This window comes from Serpentinicella alkaliphila, assembly GCF_018141405.1.
In the GTDB taxonomy this organism is placed as follows: domain Bacteria; phylum Bacillota; class Clostridia; order Peptostreptococcales; family Natronincolaceae; genus Serpentinicella; species Serpentinicella alkaliphila.
The window spans coordinates 1,603,835-1,629,528 of sequence record NZ_CP058648.1 but is presented as its reverse complement, the minus strand read 5'-3'; the positions used below and the strand labels follow the sequence as shown (position 1 = coordinate 1,629,528).

At 31.9% G+C, this 25,694-nt stretch carries 32 protein-coding genes, 1 pseudogene and 2 riboswitches; of the genes and pseudogenes, 8 read left to right on the top strand and 25 right to left on the bottom strand.

The genetic code is table 11. The features are described from left to right. Nucleotides 1–68: 68 nt before the first annotated feature. The gene (locus HZR23_RS08230) at nt 69–1,247 is read left to right on the top strand and encodes an IS110 family RNA-guided transposase (protein ID WP_213050337.1); all 1,179 of its coding nucleotides are present in this window, start codon (nt 69–71) and stop codon (nt 1,245–1,247) included. 199 nt (nt 1,248–1,446) lie between these two features. Here the strand turns inward: HZR23_RS08230 and HZR23_RS08225 are convergent, their stop codons facing one another. Together HZR23_RS08225 and HZR23_RS08220 are read right to left on the bottom strand one after the other, a co-directional pair. Next, nucleotides 1,447–2,301: an SDR family oxidoreductase gene (locus HZR23_RS08225; RefSeq protein ID WP_132849896.1), complete on the bottom strand. Its 855-nt coding sequence runs from the start codon at nt 2,299–2,301 to the stop codon at nt 1,447–1,449. Further along, nucleotides 2,301–2,726 carry a MarR family winged helix-turn-helix transcriptional regulator gene (locus HZR23_RS08220; protein WP_132849895.1) on the bottom strand — a complete coding sequence of 142 codons (426 nt, stop codon included), beginning with the start codon at nt 2,724–2,726 and terminating at the stop codon, nt 2,301–2,303. The genes HZR23_RS08225 and HZR23_RS08220 overlap by 1 nt, the downstream gene beginning before the upstream one ends. Nucleotides 2,727–2,938: 212 nt before the next feature. Between HZR23_RS08220 and HZR23_RS08215 the strand changes: the two genes are divergently transcribed. Further along, entirely contained in the window at nt 2,939–3,394 is a 456-nt protein-coding gene (locus HZR23_RS08215; protein WP_132849894.1) for a universal stress protein, read from the top strand. A gap of 578 nt (nt 3,395–3,972) precedes the next feature. On the opposite strand, the gene HZR23_RS08210 is transcribed toward HZR23_RS08215, so the two are convergent. Then, entirely contained in the window at nt 3,973–4,197 is a 225-nt protein-coding gene (locus HZR23_RS08210; protein WP_132849893.1) for a class I SAM-dependent methyltransferase, read from the bottom strand. A 525-nt stretch (nt 4,198–4,722) separates the two neighbouring features. Here HZR23_RS08210 and HZR23_RS16995 point away from each other — a divergent pair. Continuing rightward, the gene (locus HZR23_RS16995; RefSeq protein ID WP_249536762.1) at nt 4,723–5,130 is read left to right on the top strand and encodes an IS110 family transposase; all 408 of its coding nucleotides are present in this window, start codon (nt 4,723–4,725) and stop codon (nt 5,128–5,130) included. A gap of 75 nt (nt 5,131–5,205) precedes the next feature. Further along, nucleotides 5,206–5,717: pseudogene (locus HZR23_RS18030) on the top strand (transposase). Between the two features lie 223 nt (nt 5,718–5,940). Here HZR23_RS18030 and HZR23_RS08200 read toward each other — a convergent pair. From HZR23_RS08200 to HZR23_RS17565, 5 genes are all read right to left on the bottom strand, one after another. Beyond that, nucleotides 5,941–6,177 carry a DUF6429 family protein gene (locus tag HZR23_RS08200; RefSeq protein WP_456300198.1) on the bottom strand — a complete coding sequence of 79 codons (237 nt, stop codon included), beginning with the start codon at nt 6,175–6,177 and terminating at the stop codon, nt 5,941–5,943. A 63-nt stretch (nt 6,178–6,240) separates the two neighbouring features. Then, a complete protein-coding gene (locus HZR23_RS08195; protein ID WP_132849873.1) occupies nt 6,241–7,917 on the bottom strand; it encodes a hypothetical protein in 1,677 nt (558 codons plus the stop codon). A gap of 136 nt (nt 7,918–8,053) precedes the next feature. Continuing rightward, entirely contained in the window at nt 8,054–8,269 is a 216-nt protein-coding gene (locus HZR23_RS08190; protein ID WP_132849872.1) for a hypothetical protein, read from the bottom strand. A gap of 897 nt (nt 8,270–9,166) precedes the next feature. Continuing rightward, nucleotides 9,167–9,277, bottom strand: coding sequence for a hypothetical protein (locus tag HZR23_RS18025; RefSeq protein WP_243098306.1), 111 nt, complete (start codon nt 9,275–9,277; stop codon nt 9,167–9,169). 8 nt (nt 9,278–9,285) lie between these two features. Beyond that, a complete protein-coding gene (locus HZR23_RS17565) occupies nt 9,286–9,411 on the bottom strand; it encodes a hypothetical protein (RefSeq protein WP_279229918.1) in 126 nt (41 codons plus the stop codon). Nucleotides 9,412–10,385: 974 nt separating this feature from the next. On the opposite strand from HZR23_RS17565, the gene HZR23_RS08180 reads away from it, so the two are divergent. Next, complete coding sequence (locus tag HZR23_RS08180; protein ID WP_132849871.1) at nt 10,386–11,000, top strand: TVP38/TMEM64 family protein; 615 nt, start codon at nt 10,386–10,388, stop codon at nt 10,998–11,000. A gap of 159 nt (nt 11,001–11,159) precedes the next feature. On the opposite strand, the gene HZR23_RS16975 is transcribed toward HZR23_RS08180, so the two are convergent. The 13 genes from HZR23_RS16975 to HZR23_RS08140 form a co-directional block, all read right to left on the bottom strand. After that, on the bottom strand, nt 11,160–11,333 hold the full coding sequence (locus HZR23_RS16975) for a hypothetical protein (protein ID WP_249536722.1): 174 nt from the start codon (nt 11,331–11,333) through the stop codon (nt 11,160–11,162). Next, the gene (locus HZR23_RS08175) at nt 11,320–11,967 is read right to left on the bottom strand and encodes an ExeA family protein (RefSeq protein WP_249536761.1); all 648 of its coding nucleotides are present in this window, start codon (nt 11,965–11,967) and stop codon (nt 11,320–11,322) included. Before HZR23_RS08175 ends, HZR23_RS16975 begins: the two co-directional genes overlap by 14 nt. 1 nt (nt 11,968) lies before the next feature. Then, the gene (locus HZR23_RS16970) at nt 11,969–12,613 is read right to left on the bottom strand and encodes an integrase core domain-containing protein (protein WP_249536760.1); all 645 of its coding nucleotides are present in this window, start codon (nt 12,611–12,613) and stop codon (nt 11,969–11,971) included. Next, a complete protein-coding gene (locus tag HZR23_RS16965; protein WP_249536759.1) occupies nt 12,600–12,770 on the bottom strand; it encodes a hypothetical protein in 171 nt (56 codons plus the stop codon). The genes HZR23_RS16970 and HZR23_RS16965 overlap by 14 nt, the downstream gene beginning before the upstream one ends. A gap of 79 nt (nt 12,771–12,849) precedes the next feature. Continuing rightward, nucleotides 12,850–13,215 carry a helix-turn-helix domain-containing protein gene (locus HZR23_RS16960; RefSeq protein WP_249536758.1) on the bottom strand — a complete coding sequence of 122 codons (366 nt, stop codon included), beginning with the start codon at nt 13,213–13,215 and terminating at the stop codon, nt 12,850–12,852. 80 nt (nt 13,216–13,295) lie between these two features. Continuing rightward, nucleotides 13,296–13,811, bottom strand: coding sequence for a DUF6431 domain-containing protein (locus HZR23_RS18020; protein WP_408641295.1), 516 nt, complete (start codon nt 13,809–13,811; stop codon nt 13,296–13,298). A gap of 570 nt (nt 13,812–14,381) precedes the next feature. After that, complete coding sequence (locus HZR23_RS08165; protein WP_132849801.1) at nt 14,382–14,624, bottom strand: hypothetical protein; 243 nt, start codon at nt 14,622–14,624, stop codon at nt 14,382–14,384. Nucleotides 14,625–14,720: 96 nt separating this feature from the next. Further along, the gene (locus tag HZR23_RS08160; protein ID WP_132849802.1) at nt 14,721–15,326 is read right to left on the bottom strand and encodes an IS91 family transposase; all 606 of its coding nucleotides are present in this window, start codon (nt 15,324–15,326) and stop codon (nt 14,721–14,723) included. Nucleotides 15,327–15,397: 71 nt separating this feature from the next. After that, nucleotides 15,398–15,697 carry an integrase core domain-containing protein gene (locus HZR23_RS08155; protein WP_243098302.1) on the bottom strand — a complete coding sequence of 100 codons (300 nt, stop codon included), beginning with the start codon at nt 15,695–15,697 and terminating at the stop codon, nt 15,398–15,400. Nucleotides 15,698–15,807: 110 nt separating this feature from the next. Beyond that, entirely contained in the window at nt 15,808–15,942 is a 135-nt protein-coding gene (locus HZR23_RS17560; RefSeq protein ID WP_279229916.1) for a hypothetical protein, read from the bottom strand. Nucleotides 15,943–16,004: 62 nt separating this feature from the next. Then, on the bottom strand, nt 16,005–16,196 hold the full coding sequence (locus HZR23_RS08150; RefSeq protein WP_207667945.1) for a hypothetical protein: 192 nt from the start codon (nt 16,194–16,196) through the stop codon (nt 16,005–16,007). A gap of 164 nt (nt 16,197–16,360) precedes the next feature. Beyond that, a complete protein-coding gene (locus HZR23_RS16955) occupies nt 16,361–16,621 on the bottom strand; it encodes a transposase (RefSeq protein WP_408641307.1) in 261 nt (86 codons plus the stop codon). Between the two features lie 136 nt (nt 16,622–16,757). Then, complete coding sequence (locus HZR23_RS08140; RefSeq protein ID WP_132849803.1) at nt 16,758–17,177, bottom strand: pyridoxamine 5'-phosphate oxidase family protein; 420 nt, start codon at nt 17,175–17,177, stop codon at nt 16,758–16,760. A gap of 96 nt (nt 17,178–17,273) precedes the next feature. Between HZR23_RS08140 and HZR23_RS08135 the strand changes: the two genes are divergently transcribed. Next, nucleotides 17,274–18,215: a helix-turn-helix transcriptional regulator gene (locus HZR23_RS08135; protein ID WP_132849804.1), complete on the top strand. Its 942-nt coding sequence runs from the start codon at nt 17,274–17,276 to the stop codon at nt 18,213–18,215. A gap of 483 nt (nt 18,216–18,698) precedes the next feature. On the opposite strand, the gene HZR23_RS08130 is transcribed toward HZR23_RS08135, so the two are convergent. After that, nucleotides 18,699–19,346, bottom strand: a complete 648-nt coding sequence (locus HZR23_RS08130; protein ID WP_132849805.1) for a hypothetical protein — start codon at nt 19,344–19,346, stop codon at nt 18,699–18,701. A gap of 121 nt (nt 19,347–19,467) precedes the next feature. After that, on the bottom strand, nt 19,468–20,820 hold the full coding sequence (gene rlmD, locus HZR23_RS08125; RefSeq protein WP_132849806.1) for a 23S rRNA (uracil(1939)-C(5))-methyltransferase RlmD: 1,353 nt from the start codon (nt 20,818–20,820) through the stop codon (nt 19,468–19,470). A 176-nt stretch (nt 20,821–20,996) separates the two neighbouring features. Here rlmD and HZR23_RS08120 point away from each other — a divergent pair, with 176 nt between their 5' ends. Continuing rightward, entirely contained in the window at nt 20,997–22,274 is a 1,278-nt protein-coding gene (locus HZR23_RS08120) for a GerMN domain-containing protein (protein WP_132849807.1), read from the top strand. An 80-nt stretch (nt 22,275–22,354) separates the two neighbouring features. On the opposite strand, the gene HZR23_RS08115 is transcribed toward HZR23_RS08120, so the two are convergent. Together HZR23_RS08115 and HZR23_RS08110 are read right to left on the bottom strand one after the other, a co-directional pair. Then, nucleotides 22,355–23,134 carry a transglutaminase-like domain-containing protein gene (locus tag HZR23_RS08115; protein ID WP_132849808.1) on the bottom strand — a complete coding sequence of 260 codons (780 nt, stop codon included), beginning with the start codon at nt 23,132–23,134 and terminating at the stop codon, nt 22,355–22,357. Between the two features lie 15 nt (nt 23,135–23,149). Next, nucleotides 23,150–23,236: riboswitch (cyclic di-GMP riboswitch) on the bottom strand. Nucleotides 23,237–23,287: 51 nt separating this feature from the next. Beyond that, a riboswitch (cyclic di-GMP riboswitch) is annotated at nt 23,288–23,374 on the bottom strand. Nucleotides 23,375–23,481: 107 nt separating this feature from the next. After that, entirely contained in the window at nt 23,482–23,730 is a 249-nt protein-coding gene (locus tag HZR23_RS08110) for a sortase (RefSeq protein ID WP_283669809.1), read from the bottom strand. Nucleotides 23,731–23,851: 121 nt separating this feature from the next. Between HZR23_RS08110 and HZR23_RS08105 the strand changes: the two genes are divergently transcribed. Beyond that, entirely contained in the window at nt 23,852–25,564 is a 1,713-nt protein-coding gene (locus HZR23_RS08105; protein ID WP_213050350.1) for an IS1634 family transposase, read from the top strand. Nucleotides 25,565–25,694 lie beyond the last annotated feature (130 nt).

Genomic DNA, 25,694 nt, shown 5'->3' with positions numbered 1-25,694 from the left:
ATAGCAAGGATACATTTAACATAGGGTTTGTGGAAACATAGCGTACTATATTTAAGGAGTTGATTACTATGTTATTTGTGGGCATTGATGTTGCCAAAGCTAAACACGATTGCTGTATCTTAGACTCTGATGGTGTTATTCATACTAATTCTTTACGTATTTCTAATTCTAAGGAAGGTTTTGATACCCTATATTCTTCTATCCTTTCTGCTCTTGGCTCCAAGAGTATTAACAACGTAAAAATAGGACTTGAATCAACAGGTCATTACAGCACAAATATCACAAATTATCTGTATTCCAAAGGCTTTCAGGTCACCATCCTAAATCCATTGGCTACTAATCTTTTCCGTAAGGCTCAAACCCTTAGGAAAACTAAAACAGATAAGACCGACGCTAAGGTCATTGCAACTATGCTCTTTACTGATGAATCTAAATCCTATTCACCAGTATCATATCAGATTCAGGAGCTAAAGTCACTAACAAGACACCGTCATAGAATGGTTAGTTACCGTTCTAGACTTAAACTTTCAGTTAGTCGCTTAATAGATATCATTTTTCCTGAATTGCCAAGCTTATTTTGGTCTATACACCAAAGTTCCAAATATGCATTATTAATTGAATTACCAACCCCCGATAGTATTTACAACTGCAATCTGACAAAGTTGACAAACCTAATAAGAACAGCCTCTAAAGGTAAATATAGCAAAGAGAAAGCAATTGCTTTAAAAGAGCTTGCTATCAAATCTATTGGGTCAAGCAATCGCTCTACAGCCTTCGAATTACAACAAACTATTCGCCTCATACAATCTGTACAAACAGAAATAGATGCATTAGATAATCAAATTAAATTAGTCGTACAAGAACTCAATACCCCACTCATTACTATTCCTGGCATTGGATATACTCTAGCTGCCATTATATTAGCTGAAATTGGTCATATTGATCGTTTCTCCAACCCAGCTAAACTTCTTGCATTTGCAGGTATGGATCCTTCTACTTACCAATCTGGGACTTACAATGCATCTAAAACTCCAATGGTTAAGAGAGGCTCTACATACCTTAGGTGGGCTATTATGCAAGCATCTAGACTTGTTGCTATGCGCGATAAAGTCTTTAGTGATTATATGGTCAAAAAGCGTTCTGAAGGCAAACACTTCAATGTTGCCAGATGCCATGTCGGTAAAAAGTTAATTAGGGTAATTTACTACCTCCTAAAAAACAATACTGCATTTGTTCCACAAGTCTAATTTAATCTATTTTTTTCAGAGCAACTGAGTTGCTCTGTTTGTCATGCATTTTTTTGTAATAGATGTCTTTAAAATTATTTTCTTCATGACTTCTTTAAATACGAAATTTTTCTTGACTTCATATAGTTAGTCTCCTCGCACCTAAAGGCAAATTTATTTTATTAAATACACTTTTTTTAATTAATATGGGTAAAAATCCTTACATAAAACAATCTACGTTATCCCTAGCAAAATCATAAAAAGATCTAGGTTTTCTTCCTGTTATATTATAGAACTCATCAGTCACCATCTTTGCGGTACCCATCCTTGTCATGAAATACAGTGCTACGGTCACATTGACATATTTTTTATCTAAACCCCTATTATTAATGTAGTAGCTTCTATACTTAAAAAATCCAGGTTTTTTGTATGTTATTTTCTTCCCAGTGACCTTACTTAAAATTTCAGCTATTTCATAATAATCTAAAGACTCTGATCCAGTTATAGTATGGGCAGTATTTGCATAGGTTTCTGATTCATGTAGTAAAGTTGCCACTATAAGACCAATATCTGCTGTATCGATAAAGCTCGTTTTACTCTTTCCAGCGGGGATAAATATTTCACCCTTTTCTTTAATCTCAACTGAGTGAATCCCAGATAAGTTTTGCATAAAGAATCCAGGCCTAACATGTGCATATGGAACACCAATTTTTTCAATATATTTTTCTATTTTATGGTGAGGTGGTATTGTATTTTTTTCTACACCCATTAATGATAAGAAAGATACCAATTTTATATTATGAGACCTCATAGCATCAACAAAGGGATATATTCCCTCAGGCTCACCGATATGTGGAGGTCGCATAAGGAATACACGGTCTACTCCTTCTAATGCATTATTAAACGTTCCTTCATCTTCAAAATCAAATTTAACTACTTCAACATTATCTCCAAACATTCTCGTTAATTTTTCAATATCAGTTCCAGCTACTACTACCTTTTCTCCTTTATTCAGTAATTCTTTTACAACATAACTTCCTACATTACCAGAAGCACCGGTTACAAGTATTTTCATTAACCTCTAACCTCCTTAAGTATTTGATTTGCACTGTGAATAAGCTTTAGAAATGCTTCAAAGTTCTCTGGTCCCATTTTTTCTTTAAGCAGTTCTATGATTTTATAGTATTCATCACGTGTTGATTGAACTAATTCATGACCTTCATTAGTAATAGAAACTGTATAACTTCTCCTATCGGTAACAGATGGTACTTTAATTAAATAACCCTTTTTAATGAGCTCGCTGATCATAGCTGTCACTGAAGGCTTTGCGATTTGAAAAAAGTTGCTAATCATTAATGGAGTAACGTCCCCGTCTTGCTTATGAATATAAATAAGTACCCCCATCTCACTAGATCGAATAGGTAATTCTTTTTTTACGTACATTTGTAATCTACAAAACATTGCTATTTCTTCAGCAGCTATATCAATTTTATTTTGCATCCATATCACCCCATTTATATTTAGTTAGTTTAGCTAACTAAATATTATAATTATTTCTCTGCTCTGTCAATCTTTATCTATCAACAAAAGTATAAAAATAAATGTTTCTTTTTGTTTTTTTTAGGGTAATAAACTGAATACAGATAACGATAGGACAGCCAGTTGCTCATTTTAATAGGCAGAAGCCAAATAAAAAGGAGGAATAAATTAATATGAAAATTTTAGTTTGTACTGACGGGTCCAAGGAAAGTTTAAGAGCAGTAGAAAAGGCATGTAAAATTGCTGAAGGTTGCAATGTAAATGAAGTCTCCGTAATAAGTGTAGATGAAGGTAAACTAGATTTACCTATAGGGGCTTGGAGTGACGTAGATCATCCTACTAAAGAGGATGTAGAAAGATTCCTAAAGGCACGAGAAGAGGCTAAAGAGGTAGGTAAGAAGAATTTGTTAGAGGCTGAAAAAATGTTTGAAGAAAAGAACATAAAAGTAAATACCATATTAAAGCAAGGTTCTCCTGCTGAAGTAATTTCTGAGTTTGCAGAGGTTGAGGGCTTCGACCTTATTATAATGGGTAGAAGAGGTATAACTGGAATGAAAAAACTATTCTTAGGAAGTGTAAGTAATGCTGTATTGCAACAGGCAACTACTAGCGTACTGATTGTAAAGTAATTATGTTAAATTAAGATATAGAGTGGTGCTTTCAGGAAATTTTATTTTTGCCTAAATAATAGCACTAAAAAAGGCCTATCAATATTTAGTGCATAGACACTAGATTACGATAGGTTTTTTCATTCTTATTTTTTCTTATTTTTTCTTATTTTTTCTTATTTTTTCTTCTTTGTTTTATATTGTTATTGAGGGACTTTCTTCCATTAATTATAAGACTAGTAACATAACTAATTCTTTTTCTGTCTCATTAGTCAAAAACAAGATTCATCATGGTCTCCAAATAGCATTAACAGTGATTTTCTAGTTTTAAATACATCCGAGTAAAACTCCACTGCTTCTCGACAATTCCCGTATAAATTAATATAAGCTTGTACTGCCATAAAATATCCTACTATAATATAGGTTTATCCGTATTTATACTCAGTATTATTTTTTACGGCCTTGGTAACATATACACCTACTCTTTGCCACATTTTAATTTTTTTAAAAGCATCAAATTTTTGATATCATCCTATTTTCTCTCTATCAATAAGTTTATTTTTGAGAATCAAGTATAAATAAAGAAGCATCCTGACCATCTAAGCCATTAATTTTTTATGTATTATATTGATCATTTTCTGCGAGGTATCCAGATAAAGCATAGAATTGAAATCATTTAACAAGTTCAATCCTATAAGACCAATTCCACACCCAAAATCAATAGAAGTTTTGTTCTTTGTCTCAACTAAGTATTCACGAAAGGCATCTGATATCAACCTAGAAATTTGGATTGTCTCAATCGTATCGTATTTATTAGCTATCATTTAATGTTATAGTTTGGATACTTTTCCCTACCAATTTTGAAAATTGACCAATTGTATAATACTTCATGTTATCACCTTGTATAATGAAAACATAGGGGAAGTCATTATACATTTTCCTTTCTAGATTATTTTCTATATAATCTTTATAGGCGCTGTGGATTAGTTTGTTCACCTACGGCAGCTGTCCCTATACAGCCGACTGTTTCTTTTGAGGCTATAACCACAGCTCTATGTTCATTTGTTAATTAGTTAGATAACGCTTTGACGTTTTATATATAGCAAGGATACATTTAACATAGGGTTTGTGGAAACATAGCGTACTATATTTAAGGAGTTGATTACTATGTTATTTGTGGGCATTGATGTTGCCAAAGCTAAACACGATTGCTTTGTATCTTAGACTCTGATGGTGTTATTCATACTAATTCTTTACGTATTTCTAATTCTAAGGAAGGTTTTGATACCCTATATTCTTCTATCCTTTCTGCTCTTGGCTCAAGAGTATTAACAACGTAAAAATAGGACTTGAATCAACAGGTCATTACAAAGACAAATATCACAAATTATCTGTATTCCAAAGGCTTTCAGGTCACCATCCTAAATCCATTGGCTACTAATCTTTTCCGTAAGGCTCAAACCCTTAGGAAAACTAAAACAGATAAGACCGACGCTAAGGTCATTGCAACTATGCTCTTTACTGATGAATCTAAATCCTATTCACCAGTATCATATCAGATTCAGGAGCTAAAGTCACTAACAAGACACCGTCATAGAATGGTTAGTTACCGTTCTAGACTTAAACTTTCAGTTAGTCGCTTAATAGATATCATTTTTCCTGAATTGCCAAGCTTATTTTGGTCTATACACCAAAGTTCCAAATATGCATTATTAATTGAATTACCAACCCCTATAGTATTTACAACTGCAATCTGACAAAGTTGACAAACCTAATAAGAACGACCTCTAAAGGTAAATATAGCAAAGAGAAAGCAATTGCTTTAAAAGAGCTTGCTATCAAATCTATTGGGTCAAGCAATCGCTCTGACCTTCGAATTACAACAAACTATTCGCCTCATACAATCTGTACAAACAGAAATAGATGCATTAGATAATCAAATTAAATTAGTCGTACAAGAACTCAATACCCCACTCATTACTATTCCTGGCATTGGATATACTCTAGCCGCCATTATATTAGCCGAAATTGGTCATATTGATCGTTTCTCCAACCCACTAAACTTCTTGCATTTGCAGGTATGGATCCTTCTACTTACCAATCTGGGACTTACAATGCATCTAAAACTCCAATGGTTAAGAGAGGCTCTACATACCTTAGGTGGGCTATTATGCAAGCATCTAGACTTGTTGCTATGCGCGATAAAGTCTTTAGTGATTATATGGTCAAAAAGCGTTCTGAAGGCAAACACTTCAATGTTGCCAGATGCCATGTCGGTAAAAAGTTAATTAGGGTAATTTACTACCTCCTAAAAAACAATACTGCATTTGTTCCACAAGTCTAATTTAATCTATTTTTTTCAGAGCAACTGAGTTGCTCTGTTTGTCATGCATTTTTTTGTAATAGATGTCTTTAAAATTATTTTCTTCATGACTTCTTTAAATACGAAATTTTTCTTGACTTCATATAGTTAGTCTCTTTACACGTATTATGATAATATAAAACCCTTAATGCTTCAATATGTTTTAGTAGGTTTTAATATGTATTTAAAAACCATGTCTACCCTCCTACTTCCAATCCATTACGTTGTATTTATGCAATAGTTTTTTTGCTAATTTTATCCCATCTTCCGTAATTGCTACAGACTTGGATCGATGGCTACCTTGTCGAATATAATCTTCCTCATCTAGTTCATTAATAATATCAAAATCATATCCCTTCCAAGACAAATCATAATTCGAGCCGAAACGATCTGCTTCATTATATCTTGTTAAATACATAAGCACTATAGTCAATTCTTTAATTGCTTTCTCTGGGTTAGTCTTATTAATCCAGTATCTCCTTCATTTGGAATATTATTTATTCACTTACTCCTCATTAAGCTGCCCAAATTCTGTTTTAAATGCTCTTTTTTTCGGATGCATTTTCTTATAATGTTCTATTGTAACCATTCTTCCATGTAACTTCCCATTTGACTCCAATGTTTCACCTAATGCTGTTATTAGTGCAGCTACCTTGTAATAGCTTTTCCGGTGACTTCCCCCTACCACAGACTCAGTTCTTTTTTCTATTTCTTCCTTCAGCCACCCAATATACTTTTCATATTGCTCACTTCTGAGGATTACTTTTTCTTTCCAGTATAAAAATTGATCCGTAAAGCTTTGTCTATAGTCTCCAGTGAATCCCATTTTGTATTCTATTCCATCTATCAATCGTTGCCCAGCTTTTGTAATCTTATTATTCTTGTCTAATAGCAAAATAAACAGTGGTACAACAGTTCCCTTAAAACTGCTACTCCAACCTAGTGTAGTTCTATCTTTTTTGCATTCTTCATAAATATAATCAAACTCTCCGTTAAAAAACCGGAGGAGCATCTTATGTTCCTTTGAAATACTATTCACCATCATCTGTTTATTTTTATGATATCCTTCCCACATAGAGTTCTCTGGTAATGTTTGTGCATATTTTACCGCTCTATCTGCTATATTAAGGTAATTCGAAAGCTCAAACAACCTTAAATAATGGTACAGGTTTGATTCAGAATAAAAAGCCGCTTCATAACATTGATTAATTATATCTGTGTCGTTCAACTGTACAGCAACTTTTGCAACTAAGTTTGCAATGTTTCCTCGAATAATTAACTTTTCAGGTAATACTTTAATAGCCTCCATTCCTAGCTTTATACACTCAAACTCCTTATTATCATGTAACAAATGCTTACAAACATGTTTATATAAAATTGGATGTCTCGCCCATGCCTCCCTAGCTTCTTCACATAGTCGGGTGATACCCCCCTGATATATACATGCCTCCGTCAGCAAATCTCCTGCTAGGTCCCCATCTATATTTTTCAGAAAAGAAATCCAATCCTCCATAAATCTGTCTATTCCTTTAAGCTCTTCAGGACCTACAGTAAACATTTCTTCTGCTTTTATGTTTTTACACATGTCCCATGAAAGATGCCGGTACAGAGCAGCTGCTCTTTCTTCCCCTTCAGTAACCTGATATTTTGCATACATCATATTCAGAGCAATACTTTTTAAATCCAGAATTACCAACTTTTCTTCTACAAGTTCCTCCAGTCCCAGCTCACTCCACTCTTCTATTTCACTATCCAATGTCGCAAAGGTTATACTGCAAAGCACATCATATAATGCTGCCGCCTGCTGGTATTCTTTTTGAGACAACAAGTCTTCTGCAATCTGAAATGCTCTAGAAAGCTCTTTTCCTATTTCAAAGATATCAGAATACTCGTAAGTATAATCCCTCCCCCAATAACCTTCTCCATACTCTTCGTAACCGGTGCACTGAAAATAGATTTCTGCATCTTCTATTTTTCTACACCACTCTTCGAGCTCTTTTATCTCCTTTTTTATAGAAATATCCGGACAATACTCTTGTTTTTTTGTTAAGGAGTTTAAAAATATAATTCGCTGATTCTCATTTATAGTCCGAGCCATATTATGTATCCATTCAGCTTTTTCCATTTCAGACATAGAAGATAATTTTTCATCAACAGATTTCATAAACTCATTATAATTCATTCCTTTTCTCATCCCTTTCCTTTCAAGCTCTATTGTCAACTACCAAAGTTTAATATTTTTTAAGGAGTTTATCATAAAATGGCAAGCTACATTTTTATATTTTATCCTGTCTAAGTTCTTCTGCTTTATTTTCAAATCAAAATGGAATCTCATCATCTTCTTTGCTTTTGTCACTTGAGCTGTCCTTTTCAATTAATCCATCTTTACTAGCCTCTTCCCATGTAATTCCATATGGTGCTCCTCCAGATGTATATCCAACAATGAAATAATAGTTTTCATCAGAATCTATGTAATCATTGAAGTTCTCTTCTTGTTTTTTTCGAGTTTTTCGTTTCTCTTTTATCTTCTTCATGCTTAATTCTTCTCCTAACTATCCTCTAAGTCCTAGATAATAATCTATTCCTTTTTTTTAACAATCTAGATATTATTTTTACTGTATCGAACTTTTAGAATAACATCAATTTACATAAGATATTAGGTCATCTATATATTTCTATTTTCTTGTACACCTGGAAGCAGATTGTCAAAATCAACAATTTTGTGAAAGGGCTTTCAAAGAATGTAACATTTCTGCTACCCTGGTGTAATAACGGGTGGCAAAGTAGTGTTGTTTTAGTTTTTATAACCGCTTAAACCTTTCTATACTCTACATAGTTTAGCGACAGCTTCACAACTCTGGAGTTGATAGTGACAACAAATTCAAATCAGAGTAGCGCTTTCTCTCTAAAAAAATAATCCCCTACAGGGTTTATAGTTCTATTATTATATATACTCCTACTCTTCTCCTACCATTTGTGGTGCTATACTATATTGATAATAAAATTCCTAATTGTCTTTACACTTTAAGGCATCCTGCATATCTCTTTTCTCTAGCATTAATTACTCGTATACCCGTTGTAGCCCATAAGACGTTAATCTGAACAATGATCTGCTATAGTTGAAAAACTATCAGATATATTGGCACATAGCTTTTGTAATTGATTTAGGTCATGAGTCTTCGGTGATTCATCCCAGGCATTACTAGATTTCCCTTTAGATATTTTTCAGCTGACTGTTGAAAATGATAAAGATAATTTCAATAGGAATAGGACGCATCTTCAGAAAATATTCTGCACTCATTAAGTCCATTTCTGGAAACCTTTGCCATTCTTTTGCAATTGTTTAATTATCCATAGAGCACCATACTTCCTGCGCTATTTGACGCTCTATAGATGGAATATATTTACGTTAATTAAATTTACTTTTTTTGCTAACTATCACTTGTTTTTTTATGTCTAATTGTTTTTTTATCTCTAATTGCTTTGTTTATCAGTTTCATTGCATCAATTTCACGAATATCAGCATCCTCTTTAATTTCAATAAAGATATCTAAGTCTGAGTCAGCATGTGGTTTTCCTGTTGCATATAATCCAAAAGAAATATCTGCTCAAAAGCAACAATTCCTGTAATACTGTCAATAAGCATTTGCAATTCATCCTGTATCCTTTGATCCAACCTCAACACCTACACTTACTTCTCAGTTTCAACATATAATTTTTACTGCCTTTATATATTTATATAATACTCCCCTACGGGGTAGTCCTTTAAAAATAATACGTCCCACCCTGGGACACATTGTTAAGAGCTGCTGGCGGGATCTCTTATTAAGATTATACTAAAAATAATGTTGTGAGCAATACTCGAAGTTGTAACTTAATATGTTTTGCCGTCTCCAGCAGTTGTTTCAAAATTCGCAATAACTAAATCTCTTACTAACTCGCCTTTATTAAATCTATTCTTTATGGAAAATAAAGCTTATATCTGATATAATAAAAATGATTTTCGTTATCACTGTATTTCGGTGGGTTTATTTTTTTATGAATGTATATAATTTTGGAGTAACCAAAACCCCTGTAGGTATCATATTTAAAACGAGTAGATAAACTTAGCATCAATCAGTGTATATGAAGAGAAGCATGACCCCTGAGGCTAATAAGTAAATATTATAACTGTAATTATAATCTTTGTATCGGAACGGTTACAGAAAACGATTTTAAAAGGCTAAATGATCTTTCTAATCAAGATTAATATTTATATGTAATGCGACTGATACTACGACCTCTAACCTCTCCTTTCGAAGGGTTAACTAGTTTAAGCTGATAAATTCAATTCAACAGATTATACTCCACAGTATAAAGTATATCTAACAAATCAGGACTTCAATATACAGTAGTTTGAATGAACGTCATAACCTTTTATCAGTTCGATCTAATTAGATGTAATTCATATGGGGAAGAATTCCAAAAAATAATTCATATTGATCTCCACTAATTGAGCAATTGGATTCCTTGGGGCTAAGTTTACAGAGCAGGGATTATATATGAGAAATTTGAGAACTTTGACATCAATTGTCTATAAAAATTTGATATATTCTAGTGATAAGAATTAAGAAGAGTCGTGGTTAACAAAAAAAACTGAGAGGTATCCTTATGAAGATATTTAAATTATATAAAAGAAAGCAGAAGCGAATCCTAAAAGGTTCATTACTAATTTTATTTTTGGTGCTTGTTTTAATTTTGCATAGATACATACCCTACCATGACAAGGGAGAACTTTTGGACTATTTTGATGAAATTTCTGGCAATAAAAATATTGGCTTTACTTTTATCATTATAACTATATTTAGCAGCATCTTATGTATTCCTATTTCTTGGTTAAAAGCATTGGCAGGTGCTTATTTTGGTGTTGAAAAAGCCTTTTTTTACTCCATGATATCTGCAACTATCAGTTGTGGTGTGTCCTTTATGATTGCTAGGATATTAGGACAAGATATAGTAAACCATATATATAATAAGCATTTTAGTAAAAAACTAAGCATAGATACAAGAAAGTACTTAGAAAAAATCAATGATTTTAGTTCTACTCATATTTTTATCTTAAGGAATATATACTTCTTCCCATTCGCCCTGACTAATTATTTGTTAGGTGTCACAACTATACCCTTCAAGAAATATATGCTAGCCAGTACACTTGGCATGCTTCCAGGAACGTTTATTTATACTTTTTTTTTCTCAAAGATTACAAGTTGTTGTTCTTCAAATTAAATGCGGTTAACTTCTTCGTTTTATTTAATGTTTACTTTAAGACCAATCTTTACATTATTCAACGTACTTAATGGAACATAATCACAATAAATAAGGTTAAGTTATATGTTATTTCGCTTAAATCCATGAACATCTTTAAAGACATCCATGGATTTATTATTATCCTAATTCAATTTCATTTACTGCAAGCATTACTATGTCAGAATCTACTATATTGGCATTTTTGCTATTAGCAATAATAAGACTTGAATTGCATATCTTATTAATAAGTCTTGGTATACCATTTGATGCATTTATTATAGCTTCTAGTGCATTGGCGTTAAAGATTTCCAAAGTAGATTTTGCACCCGAAAGTTTTCCTTTTATATAAGAAAGTGATTCTTCTCTCTTTGAGACTATCGAGATTATAGTTCATAGTAACTCTTTGTCTTAATGGTTCATTAGCAACTAATCTTAAAGTATTATTAAGCTGAGGCAAGCCTACAAGAATAACTACGGCTCTATCTTTTGAATCCATATCAAAATTAAAAAGCATTTTAAGGTCATTAAGTACAGCATTGTTGATGTAGTTAGCTTCATCTATTATTATTACTGGGGTTATACGTTTCTCAATGGAATACCTGTTTATTTCTGCTTGTATATTTTTAAAGTTGTCTGTTTTTTTATGCATTGGCTCAAGGCCTAGTTCTGATGACAGATGTTTGTAGAACTCACTCACTGTAAGTGTTGACAGTGAAGTATATATAACCTTGTATAAAGAGTTATTAAGCCCATTAACCCAGCTCCTAATTGCTGTAGTCTTACCCCGTCCTGGACCACCTGTAATTACTCCGAAACCTTTATTGTTTAAAAGATAATTAAGCCTGTAGATTATTTCATTGTATTCAGATGTCTCCACTACGATATCTTTTGTGTTCTTTATGAATGGGTTAAAGTCAAGCCCATATCTGCTAATGTAATCGATCATTTTAATATTTGCCTCCCGTAAATTTTACTTTTTCTCTTTTTATCAGTGAATTTTCCTGCTTATTTAACAGTTTTATAGCTGTAAGTTCACCGGTATGCTTGTCAACTACATAGATTTTACTAAGGTCAGGTGAATACCTTAAGGTAACTTTCTGTTTTGAATAACGATAAGGCACCTCATACTCAATTTCATCTATCATTACTACGTTATCAGCAGATACACGCCTCTCGTACTCAAGAAGAAATGTTGTTTCAATCAACTCTTCAGGTAATCTTTTTATAAGATATGATTCATTAAAGAACCTATCTTGGGGGCACAACCCGTTAAGAGAACTATGTATGCTCTGATTATAATGATTAACATAGTTTAGTAAGGCTTCACGAAGTTCAGCAATAGATGAGTAATCACTCATGTTTAGCTGAGACATCCATTGATCTTTCAATGTTTTAAACCACCTTTCTACTTTCGCTTTACTGGTTGGAGTGTATGGAGCACAGTAATTTATGGTTGAACCTATCCTTGCAACTAGAAGTTCCATCTGTTTATTTTTATAGCATGATCCATTATCAAAATTTAAAATCTTTGGTCTTCCAAATCTTGTGACAAATTTGTTTTCATGATAGACATAAGATTTATGAAGTATCATTAAAAAAGATATCAATTCCAACAATATATCTTGAAGCATCATCAAGTAGTGCAATGATATAGGTGCGTTTTTTTGTTCCATCTATTTTAATATAAGGACCAACACTACTGTCGCCACACCATACTTCATTTATGTGGGCTCTTTCATATCGCCTCATATCTTTGTTACCTGTATATTTATTTTCAATTTTAATTTGATTTACAAATCTATTGATTGTGGAGAGAGATATATCACCTTTATTTATGGTGCTTATTATCAATTAACTTCTGATGTATTAAAGTTGCAGGTATTCGTGGGTATTCCTTTTTTAGAAAGCGAACCTGCTCCATTATATCTTCGTCAATTTTTCTGGGCTGTCCGGTGTCACGCCTTCGTTGTGGAATAAGGGCATCAAAGCCACTTTGCCTATAACTGTAGTACCACCGTTCAAGAGTTGAGGCAGAAATTTTTGTATCTTCACCTCTTGGATTGGTATAGGTTTTTTTAGCCGTATCAGAAAAAAACTCTTTTATACTTTTATCTTCATCGTAGGTTCCACTTACTATTGGAGCGATGATCCCGTATCTAAAAAGCGCAATATTTCTTCTTGCTTCATCATTCATCTTTAAAATCCTCCTTCTATTTAAAGTATATTTAGAGTTTAGAATATAAAAAACAAATGGTAAAACAGGCTTATGTGGTTTTATGTAAATATAATATTTGGTATGCATTTAATCTGCATAAACTGCCGTTTGAATGTAGAAAGACAGTGTCTTATGATGGATACGATATCATCGGCAATAGAAAATCCGAAAGCAGCAAGAGCTTCCTTCCAGTACCTTAAATACATACTGATAACATATCTGATGTTACTTTCATCTATATATTCATTGGTAGTCATAATGGATTCAAATGAATCATTGGAAATATATGCTCTTATAATTGATATATGGTCATTAAGAAGTATTTGGGAGTAAGGAACGATAAACTTAGGGAATATGGCATGCGTCTTGCCACAGCGTTTACATTTCATGCGCAAAATGGACAGTGTAATGAAACCTTCGGGTGTCTTAATAGAACGGTTATAGTAACCATGTTTAATAAGGCAGCCAGACAAGGTACAGGAGCAAGATAATTGGTAGAGGTTTATAGTATCAAGAAATTTATTATATGAAATTTGATTAAATGTATTGATTTTATCTGTAATTAGAGTTATCATAATATTGTTTTATGGGGACAGAAGTTGAATTGTGGTAGAGGAGACTTCTGTCTTTCTTTCTAAATAAATATAGACTGTAATAATAACATAAAAAGGATAACCATTAAATAGGTTGACAAGAATTTAGTCAACTACTTGATGTTTATCCTTTATTTATTTCAAATAGATTTTGTCAATTGAGTTGCACATAAAATGCCGTTCTATAACAAGTATTCAGCAAAATCCTTTAAAATTAGTAACTCCAGTTGTATTAGTAATAAGCTATTATAGTATTATATATATATTAAAAAAAGAATTTGAGGCAAGATATAAATAATATTACAAATGTGTTCTAAAGTAATTAGAATAGTAGTGGAGTCTAATTGCTTTAACCTGATACAGAATTACGAGACTCTAGATCCCCCCAGCAATTAACTAAAAGTGCGTTAAGGAAGCAATGCGGTAGTTGGGATTTTTGCAATCTATTTAAGATATTAGATCCCATATATCTACTCAATTACACATCCAAGAACAAAGTTGCCCTTCGGGCAATTTTAAAAAACTAGTGCGGTAGTTTTCATATCCTACCGCCTATTTACTTTTAAGCATTCCTTCGCATTTAGGGCATACCAAAGTAGGCATGCGATCTTCTTTTGTTTTTGCATACTCTTCATCCATTTCTTCCCACCAGACAAACTCTTCTACTACATATCCAGGTACTTCTTCTTCATATCTACAATGAATACATTGATATTTGTACATATCTCTCTGTATTTCCTTCGGGTCGTCGAATGGGATTGTATCGTATAAGCTCTTTCTCTTTTTTCTTACCATTTTGTTGTGGTCCCTCCTTTTGGGATTTTAATTCATCTAGCATCTGATAAATTGTACCATATTTTATCACTCCAAATTTCCCACAACTCCATTTCCTTATTGCACTTTGGACATTTTATTGGATTCTTTCCAAAGCTCTCTATTATTCTTTCTTTCCATGTTTTTTTCTCTAGCTTTTTTTCCTTTTTCTTTTTTCCTTTTATAATACATTTGAAGACTTATTGACTCTTTTGCTATCTTATTTAAATCTCTTCTATATAGTCCATATCTTCTTACCATCTTAAAATGTTTTTTAGGGATATGCATGATTATTTTCCCTATAAATTCCAATGCTGTTAATTCTCTTTCAACAACTTCTCCTGTCTTATGATCTTCATACCAAAACTTTACTACTTCACCGTCATACTTAATTATTCTATATTCTGCTATTGCCGGTCTTGCTAGGTACCTACCTATATATTCCGCTGCTTTCTTCGCGCTATCCATTTTAGTTTCAGCATGTACATAAAATCCTTCTCGATATCTCTTGTTTAGCTCATTAATTAGTTTTCCTAGCTTTGGCTTTTTAGGTACTAATTTATTTTTTACTATATCCAGTAGCACCTTCTGACATGATTTCCTTAGAAATTCATACGGAATATATTTCACTGCTTTAAATTTATTGTCTTTATCTAATGCTCCTTCTGCAATTAGTGCGTGTATATGGTACTATGTCAAGAAAAAGTACAAGTTAAATTAGGATTTTCTTAATATACTTACCATTCGACATTATGTCAACTCGCTTCTTGGTATAATTTCCTTAGCTCCTTGTTATAGTCAGCTTCATACTGATTTGGAGATAAATATCCACAATGGCTATGTATTCTTACTGTATTATAAACTGCTTCTATATAGTTAACAACCAATCGATATGCATGATTATAATCTAATATCTTGAATCTATTTATCCACTCTCTTTTAATTAATGCATGGAATGATTCTATACATGCATTGTCCCATGGATTAGCTTTCCTAGAATAACTATTTATAAATTTTTCTGTAGATTTTTGATACGCTTCACATGTATATTGCACTTAATCCAGAGATCAAATGGCTTTTCTAGTTGCTTCGTGCTTTCATATTTTATCGGCATCTCCGAACTTGGGAGCTGCTTTATTCATTGCCTAAATACTTTGGAGAATAATCAGGTATAAGATGGATATAGTAATAGGTGCTTTCCAAAGAAGTGTGCCCCATATATCTCATTAAATAAGGAAGCATTGCATGTACATTCAGCTAGTGCATCCAATAATACGTTGCAGACCATGTCAATGTTCATTTTGAAGTACCTCCTTTATATTTGGTACTTCAATTTATAAATACTATGCCGAAGAAAATATATTACAGCCAATATCCAAGTGATCTTGGAAGATTATTCGGCATAGTTTTTTCTTCAGCATAATCTGAATGCATTACTAATGGCTTATTTATATTACGTGATACTTTGGCTTTATTAATTGCTTCTATTACCCATTTTGCTTCTAGGGTAGTACTGAGCACCCAAGATATTATTTTTCTTGAATACAGGTCCATTATACTTGTTGATAAGGTGTTTCACCATAGTATTCTGTACAACTACTCCATTTCCAATCCTGAGGCATATTTACAAGACCAGCTCTCACAGGATTTTGATGTATATATCGTACTACCGTTATCAGGTATTCTTCACTTTCCACCTTCTCACTTTTATACCTGTCTTAAAATAAATGTCCTGTAGTATCATACTTTAGGTGATAATACCCTACAAAGCTTACACCTATCCTTTTCATAGTTGTTGAAAGTTCCTCTTTACCTTCTTCAATAAGTAAATGAATATGATTATTCATCAAACACCAACCATATATCTTAATTGCACTTTTTACTTTATATTTTTCTAATGTTTCAAGAAATCTTAAGCAGTCCTCATCATCATGAAATATCTCCTGCCTATTTGCACCTCTAATTATTACGTGATATATACCGCTTTCGCTTTTCTCTCTTAATGTGCCGTTTGAAGCTGGCAGCCCCTTAGGGGCAGTTAATACATAATTATGAAAGACATAAAATTACTAAAACGAAGGGCACGAAAAAATCCCTTTACTTTTTGCTATTAAGCTATGCTAAAGATATTATATCAATATTTTCAAAGTCCAATGTAACTATAGCAGTATTAAATTTGACTTCAAAAAGTACAAGAAATTGCCCCACTTGATTAATCGTATCTTTATAGTCTGGAATCTTTGATATAAAGCTGCCTTTTACATCAAAAATACTGAGGTTACTTTTATTAACCTGCGCTTTTGCTTTAACGTGTTCATTCCCTTTATGAGGAACCGTTGTAAAAGCTACATTACGATTTTGCTCAAATTCTTTAACCTTATCATTATCTCCAAAGGTTGCAAAAAACAAAGTTTGAGAAGTCTCATCGTAAATGAAATTAACGATCCTAACATTACACACATCATTGACACTTGTGGCTAAAGCAATTTCCGTTTGGGTAGCCATAATTCTTTCAAATTCACTCTTAGTATTCATACTGATATCTCCTTTGATTTTATTTGTTATTTATAGTATACTATTAAAAAGTGTCATTATTTGATACCTTTTAATTATTCTGGAAGGAAATTAAGTATGGGAAAATCAGAAAGAATAAACGACATGATGATATATTTAAATAACAAAAACTACTTTAATCTAAAAGATGTTATGGAAAGATATAGTATATCAAAAAGTACTGCGTTAAGGGATATACAATCTCTTGAAAAAATTGGTATGCCCATATTTTCTGAAGCCGGGAGAAATGGAAGATATGGCATCTTAAGAAATAGATTGTTATCACCTATCGTTTTTACAATTGATGAAATGTATGCTCTATATTTTGCAATGATTACATTGAATTCCTATGAATCAACACCATTTCATTTAAGTGTAGCAAACTTAAAGCATAAATTTGAAACTTGTATTTCTGATGAACATATAAATGCAATTCGTAAAATGGAACAAATATTAAGTTTTGAAGTTTCAAAGCACCATAATAGTAGCCCTCTTTTAAAAAATATTTTAAAGATGGCAGTAGAAGAAACAGTTTGCAAAATTACTTACAACAAAAGAGAAACAGTAACACAATTCTTTGTGCAGTTCTTTAATATTTCTGCTAGCTACGGTCAGTGGTATGTAACTGCATTTAACTTTGACACAAATAAAGTTCAAGTATTTCGTTGTGATAAAATTATTACCCTCGACGAAAGCACTGTCTATTCCTCAAAGCCAATAAAGGAATTAACAAATCTTTCAGCTAATACCTTTAAACACAAGGGAGCCACCGATTTTGAAGTTAGTATCCTATCCAAAGGAATCGATTTATTCTATAAGGAACATTACCCCTCAATGCAACTTCACATTGAGGGACATCAGTATATTATTCGGGGGTTCTATAATAAAGGGGAAGAGAATTTTATTGCAAACTATTTTCTCAACTACACAGTCAATATTATTTCCATCAAACCACAAAAGCTTAAAAAGCTATTGCAAGATAAGATTTCTATTTTAGAAAGTCATTATAAAAACTTATAGAACTTGAAAACATACTTTTCTTCAAAGCCGCCTGTTAGAAACAGTAGAATCCTATTTAGTACAAAGAAGGAATGAGCATCAATCAAAATCCAAAAGTCAATTTCTCCGTTCCTGTTATCAGTCAACATCTTTTTTATAAATCATTGGAGACGGTTTCTTCTGCATTTCATGAAAAGTCAACTATAGCGGTTTCTACTTGTATATATTTTTACTCTCTAGACAGTTACTTTTACGCATAATATTCTATTCTGCGAAATTTCTTCCCCGGCTAAAGATAGATCCCCTAAACTTATAGTCTAGGGGAACATATATACATTATGCATTTTTATCTAAAACCTTCCAAACCACTGATTCCAACCTACTTCTTCTCTATCAACACAACACTCTCCACATGGGTTTTGATAGAAAGATGATACTATTTCGCTGAAATAATGGGATAACCCCCGGGGGTTTGCAGGAGTGCGCCCCTTAGTGTCTATTCTTTTAATATTTCCCCTGTGAGTACCTATACATTTTATATATTATGAAAATCCATCCCACCATGACTCCAGCAGATATTAGCAATGAAAGCATAGCAACAAATATCTCTCCATCTGTTTTAAGGCTACTAATTCCTACACCCACTCCTATAAACATCACAAAGCTGAAAACTACAGACAGTAAAGCAGCATGGGTTAAAAACCATTTTACCCTTTCCTTTTTTGTTGCCACAAATTCTTCTTTAGTAACTTCAATGTTTGCTTCTTCAGGAAAATCAACTTTTATCTTATATTCATACCCTTCTTTGGATTCCCCCTTATGTTTATTAATGTCTTTTAGCGATACTTTAACTATCATATCCTTATCTACTAAAATATTAGCCTCATATACAGCATAAAATGGGGTCTTATCATCAAATCCTTCTAGATCATAAGCTAGAACTCCCAAAAGAAAAAATACTGGTGAAGTAATCCAATACCATTTAGATTGATGCATTTTAACCTGAGTTATTCTTATTTGGTGCTTACCGTCACTACCCCTCCAAGTATATTTTCCTTTTTTATTATCTACCAGTTGTCCATCTATAAATATGTCTAATGAGTTATAGCCGTGGGCTTTATGATAGAAATAAATCTCATATTGATTATTCATTTAACAAATCATCCTTTTATATATACATTTGTCATATGACGTCCTCTATGGAAATATTAATCCTTCGATAGATAAAAACAGTTTACTTACATTTCTACTCGGAAGAAGTATGTAAAGCACTCTAAACCCTCTCTATTAACACCACACACTCAACATGAGCCGTGTGTGGAAACATGTCTACAGGTTGTACTTCAATAACCTTATATCCGTTTTCATCTAAGAAGGCTAGGTCTCTAGCCAAAGTAGCTGGATTACATGAAACATATACTACCCTTTCTGGATTCATATTTACTATTGTTTCTAAAACAGACTGTTCACAACCTTTTCTTGGTGGATCCACTATAACTACATCGGCTTTTATTCCCTGCTTATACAATTTCGGTACGATATCTTCCGCTTTACCTACGTAGAATTCCGTATTATTTATGTTATTAATAACAGCATTTTCCTTTGCATCATCAATTGCTGTTTGTACAACCTCAACACCCCATACTTGTTTTGCTTTTTTGGCAACAAATAAAGATATAGTACCTATGCCACAATAAATATCGAAAACATTCTCCGACCCAGTTAAATTTGCATACTCCAATGCTTTTCCATATAAGACTTTAGTTTGTACTGAATTTACCTGATAAAAAGAATGAGCTGATATATTAAATTTTAAATCTCCAATATAATCTACTATCTTGTCTTCGCCAAAAATAACTTTAGTTTCTTTTCCAAAAATAACATTTGTATTCTTATCATTAATATTATGTATTACACTTTTCAAGCCACTAATCTTCTTTTTCAAAGCCATTATTAATTCTTCTTTGAAAGGCAATTCATTTCCATTTGTTATTATTACTACCATTACTTCACCAGTAGTAAATCCTACCTTTGTTACTATATGTCTAATTAAACCTTTTCTAGTCTTTTCATTATAAACACTGACTTTATTATCATCAATATATTTTTTTATTATTTGAATTACATCAGTATTTATTGCTGACTGAATACGACAATTATCTGTTCCAACAATATCATGACTGCCTCTTTTATAAAAGCCTAATATTGATTTTCCATCGACAATACCTACTGGAATTTGGGCCTTATTTCTATATTCATATGGATTGTCCATTCCTATTGTAGGGTGAACAATTGTATCTATCTTACCTATTCTTTGTATATTTTCTTTTACTCTTTTTCTCTTCATTTCCAATTGGGCTTGGTAATCCATATGCATGATTTGACATCCGCCACATATTGATGATAACGAACATACTGGCTTAATTCTATCACTAGATGATTCAATTATTTCTAGTATTTCCCCAACTGCATAGTTTTTCTTTAAGGTTTGGATTTTCGCTAATACTATGTCTCCAGGAATTCCACCATCTACAAAAACTGTAAAGCCGTCAACTCTTCCTATCCCTTCTCCATTATGCCCTAAATCTTCTATAGTAATTTTATATTGTTCTCCTAAAATCAACATGTACTTTAAACTCCTTTTATTAAATTTGTCGAATTAATTGTTATACATATTATTCTACACTACTTTTATCTAGTTTTGCTAACTTTTGTTATATGCTTATAGTTTACCAATTATGTATAATAAATTATAATATAGATAAATATGGATATTGGACAAGCATATAGGGGGGAATCAAAATGTTAAGAACGTTAAAGAGCTTAGTTTTAATAGTAATTATTTGTTTTACTGCCACCGGAATACCTGTTTATGCAAATTTTCTTTTTAACTATATTATTTCTGAAGATTATGTAGAATATAATGTTGATCTACTTACTCATTCCTCAGAAAAATACGAAGTGGATATTACATTTGAATCAAGTCATAATAGTTTACCTCTTGAATTCGATGATACTCCATTAAATTTTAAACTATTTTTAGGTGATCAAGAAATAAAAAATCTTGAATTAGAAGTAATAGAAAAAAGTAATGACCCTTATAAATTTTCATTTATTTTAACACCTGAAAGACTTGATTTACCAAATGGCAATTACATACTTGAGGTTACGCCTAATATTATTAATATTAAATCACCAATCGATCCAATACCAATCAATTTCAACTTTAACAAGAACGTTAAATATATTCCTGCAGTCCAAACTGTACCCACAAATAGAACTGCATTGACCCTATACTTCCCTGACAATGATTTTAATAGATTAATACCAATTACCAGAGTTGTACCATACACTAATATTCCTCTTAGATCTACTGTTAACGAATTATACAAGGGACCAAGTAAATCTTTAGGATTACCAACTGGATCTCCAATACCTACAGTTCTAAATTTAAACCTAAATAATGACATTGCCAGAGTGTATCTTCCTAAAGATATTGGAGTGTATAATACATATTCTTCAAATGCACGAATAGCCTTAGATAGCTTTATTAGTTCGCTAACATCAATAAATGAAGTATCTGCTGTTCAATTCTATATAAATTGGCAGATAACTACAGATGATTTTCATGGTGTATCAATAGATAAACCTATTAGTAAGGATAATTCTCCGAAAGCTTATGTAGCTTATAGAACTGATTCTGATAGGTTGCTACTATATCCAATTACTAGCACAGTTTCTAATTTCTCAGCAATAGATATTTTCAAAATTCTAAAAATATCTACAAATAACAATTTATATAGTAACCGTATATACCCACCAATACCAGAAGATGTTGAATTATTAGATTATAGCTTAATAGATGGGGTTTTAAAATTAAAATTTAATGATGCTTTTGTTAGTATTATTAAAAACGAAAATGACTTAAGTAATTTAATGATAGATTCTTTAATTTATAGTTACACTTCATATCCAGAAATTCAATCAGTAATATTTACAACTGAAAATGTATCCACTGATAGACTTAATATTTTAAATACACCTTTAAATGCCTCCGGTTTAATCAATATTGAACAATAATACAAATCAACTAAATTATATATACACATAATAATAGCAGGTATCTTAAAATACCTGCTAAACTTTTTTCCTTTTATTTTTTAGTATTCTTTCATTACATTAAATAAGCTTTTATCTTTTGCCATCTCATATTTTCTATTATTTTGTCTATATACTGCATCTGTAGTAGTGTCTATTGTTACCCACTTACCATTAATATATACTTCATTCCATGCATGGTATTCATTCACATTTGGAGCATAACCCATTACTAGTTTTGTAGGTACTCCTACACTTCTTAACATTCCTGCAAATAAAGATGAATAATCATAACAAATGCCTTTGTTTTCGTCATAGATTTTATTTATATTTGGTAAATAATTAGAAGTTAAAGTAGCTACTTTATCGAAATCATAGACCAAATTATTTATTATATAGTTATAAATTTCTTTTACTTTTGCTTCATCGTTACTTAGTCCTTTTGTTAATTCTTGAGCTTTTTGTACTGCCTTCATTGATTGATCCCAGTTAACCATCTGTATTGAACTAAGAAATAAATTTGTTTCATCTATTGAATTTACATTTACTGTTTCTTTTGAAATAACTTTAAATCTATTTCCGCCAACATTCTCTACTACACTTACTTGATATGAGCCAATTCCCATTTGTAGTGGTATTCTTGTTTCTTTTTCTTTTATGTTATATTGATAACGAGCTTGTCCCTTTTCAACCAAAACACGTACGTCTTTATTATCTATACTGTTACTATTTACAACTAGCATACCATTTCCTAAGTTACTAATATTTATAACAGCTTGTCCCAAAACACTGTTTGCTGAAAGCATAAAAAGTAATGCGATAATAAATATACTTTTTTTCATAATAAAAACTCCTCCTTCGGTAACACGGCTGCCTTAGCATTAAATGCGTTAGGCCCTATGGCTTTGCGTCCCACCCTTTCGAGTGGTTTGCCTTTATCGGTGAAAAGCTTTTTCACCAAATATATTCTATTTTATAATAACAAAAACTTCCCGTTCGGTGGCTTGGCTACCATTGCACTATGTGCTTTAGGCCCTATAGCTTTGCGTCCCATCCTTTCGAATGGTTTGCTATTGTCGTTGACAAGTTCAACTTAGTATTATTTTCTTATATATGATAATTATACCATATATTTTTGAAAATAATCAAATATTTTTCTACAATATAATTAAATTTTTTACATTGCTTTTTACATTTTTGCATGAATAATTATTCGATGTGTTGGATTATTTATAGGGTCGCATGTAATTAGTGACAATATTCTATCTTTGCTATTACGATTAAGCACAGACAAATCTGTAGGTTCTACAAATTTTTTTAGATATATTGTGTATTCATGTTTTTCACCTTTTGTAGTTATAACAATCTTATCTCCTGCTTCTAACTCCTCTAGTCTATTAAACAACACCCCGTATTTACGTCCCCGGGTCTTTGACAGTTGAATAATAAAAAAAATCGCTAAAGCTTTGAAAAGGCTTTATTTTTTTGTAAATTTTCTCAAATATTTCTTTCGTATTTTATCGTATTGTGTTATAATATAGATAACTGGGGGTGTTATTATGAGATTATCACTTTCTAAATCTAAAAATGCTACTTCACTTTATGTGATAAAGGATATAATTGAAAAAAATAAGCGTACTACTAAAATTGTTGAAAAACTAGGTACATATGATGAGCTTCTTAACAAATTAAACGGGGAAGACCCTATTGAATGGGCTAAGAAATATATCGATGAACTTAATAAAAAAGAAAAAGAAGAAAATAGTACAATCATGGTTCAATACTCGCCTACAAAACTTATTGGTAAAGATAAGCAACAGTCTTTTAATGGAGGCTATCTATTTCTTCAAAAGATTTATCATGATCTAGGAATTCACAAAATCTGTAAAGAGATTTCCAATCGCCATAAATTCACTTTTAATCTTGACTCCATACTATCTAGACTTTTATATGGTAGGATTATCTTTCCTGGTTCTAAGCTTTCCACCTATAACCTATCTACTAGATTTTTAGAAAAACCTGATTTTGATATTCAACATATTTATAGAGCACTTGAAGTTATTTCTAAGGAAACTGATTATATTCAATCGGAGCTTTATAATAATAGTTATAAACTTTCTAAGCGTAATTCAGGAATTCTTTATTATGACTGTACGAATTACTTCTTTGAGATTGAGCAAGAGCAAGGCTTAAAACAGTATGGGTATTCAAAGGAACACAAACCTAATCCTATCGTACAAATGGGTCTTTTTATGGATGGGGATGGTATTCCACTAGCATTTAGCATTACTAAAGGTAATACTAATGAACAGCTCACTTTAAAGCCTTTAGAACAGAAGATACTTAATGATTTCAAACTCTCAAAGTTTGTCGTATGCACAGATGCTGGACTAGCGTCAAATGACAATAGGAAATTTAATGATCAAGGTGGACGTGCTTTTATAACCACTCAGTCAATCAAAAAACTTAAAAAACATCTTAAAGAATGGGCACTTTCTAGCGAAGGATGGAGTTTAAGTGGTAGTAGTAAGGTTTTCGATATCTCTGATATTGAAGAAGACAATTTTGCAGATATTACTTTTTATAAAGAGCGATGGATTAAAGAAAATGGTTTGGAACAAAAGCTAATTGTAACTTATTCAATTAAATATAGAGACTATCAAAGAAAAATTCGAAATAAACAAATTGAGCGTGCTGTTAAGGTAATAGAAAACAATCCATCAAAACTCAACAAGTGTAATCAGAACGATTACAAAAGATTTATAGGAAAAACAAGCGTTACATCAGATGGTGAGGTGGCAGAAAAGGACCTCTATCGACTGGATTCAGATATTATATCAAAAGAAGAGGCATATGATGGTTTTTATGCTGTATGCACAAATTTAGAAGATGAAGCTTCTGAAATTATTAAAGTTAATCATAAACGTTGGGAGATTGAAGAATGCTTTAGAATTATGAAAAGTGAATTTAAGGCAAGACCAGTGTACTTAACAAGAGATGATCGTATAGAAGCACACTTTACAACTTGTTTCTTGGCAATGGTGCTTTATAGATATCTTGAAAAACACTTAGATAACAAGTTCACCTGTACTGAAATCATACGAGAGTTAAGGGGTATGAATTTTTATGAAATCCTTGGCGATGGCTATATTCCAACTTACACACGCACAGATTTTACAGATGCACTTCATGAGGCTTTTGGCTTCAGAACGGATTATCAAATAATAAAAAACACACATATGAAAAATATTTTTAAAGATACGAAAAGATAAAAAAATTACGCACTTTTTGGACAAATATATAAAGCTTGTAACCTACTATTTATAACAGGTTACAAGCTTTTTTTCTTTATTAACTGTCAAAGATGGGATAAATGATAATTATACCATATATTTTTGAAAA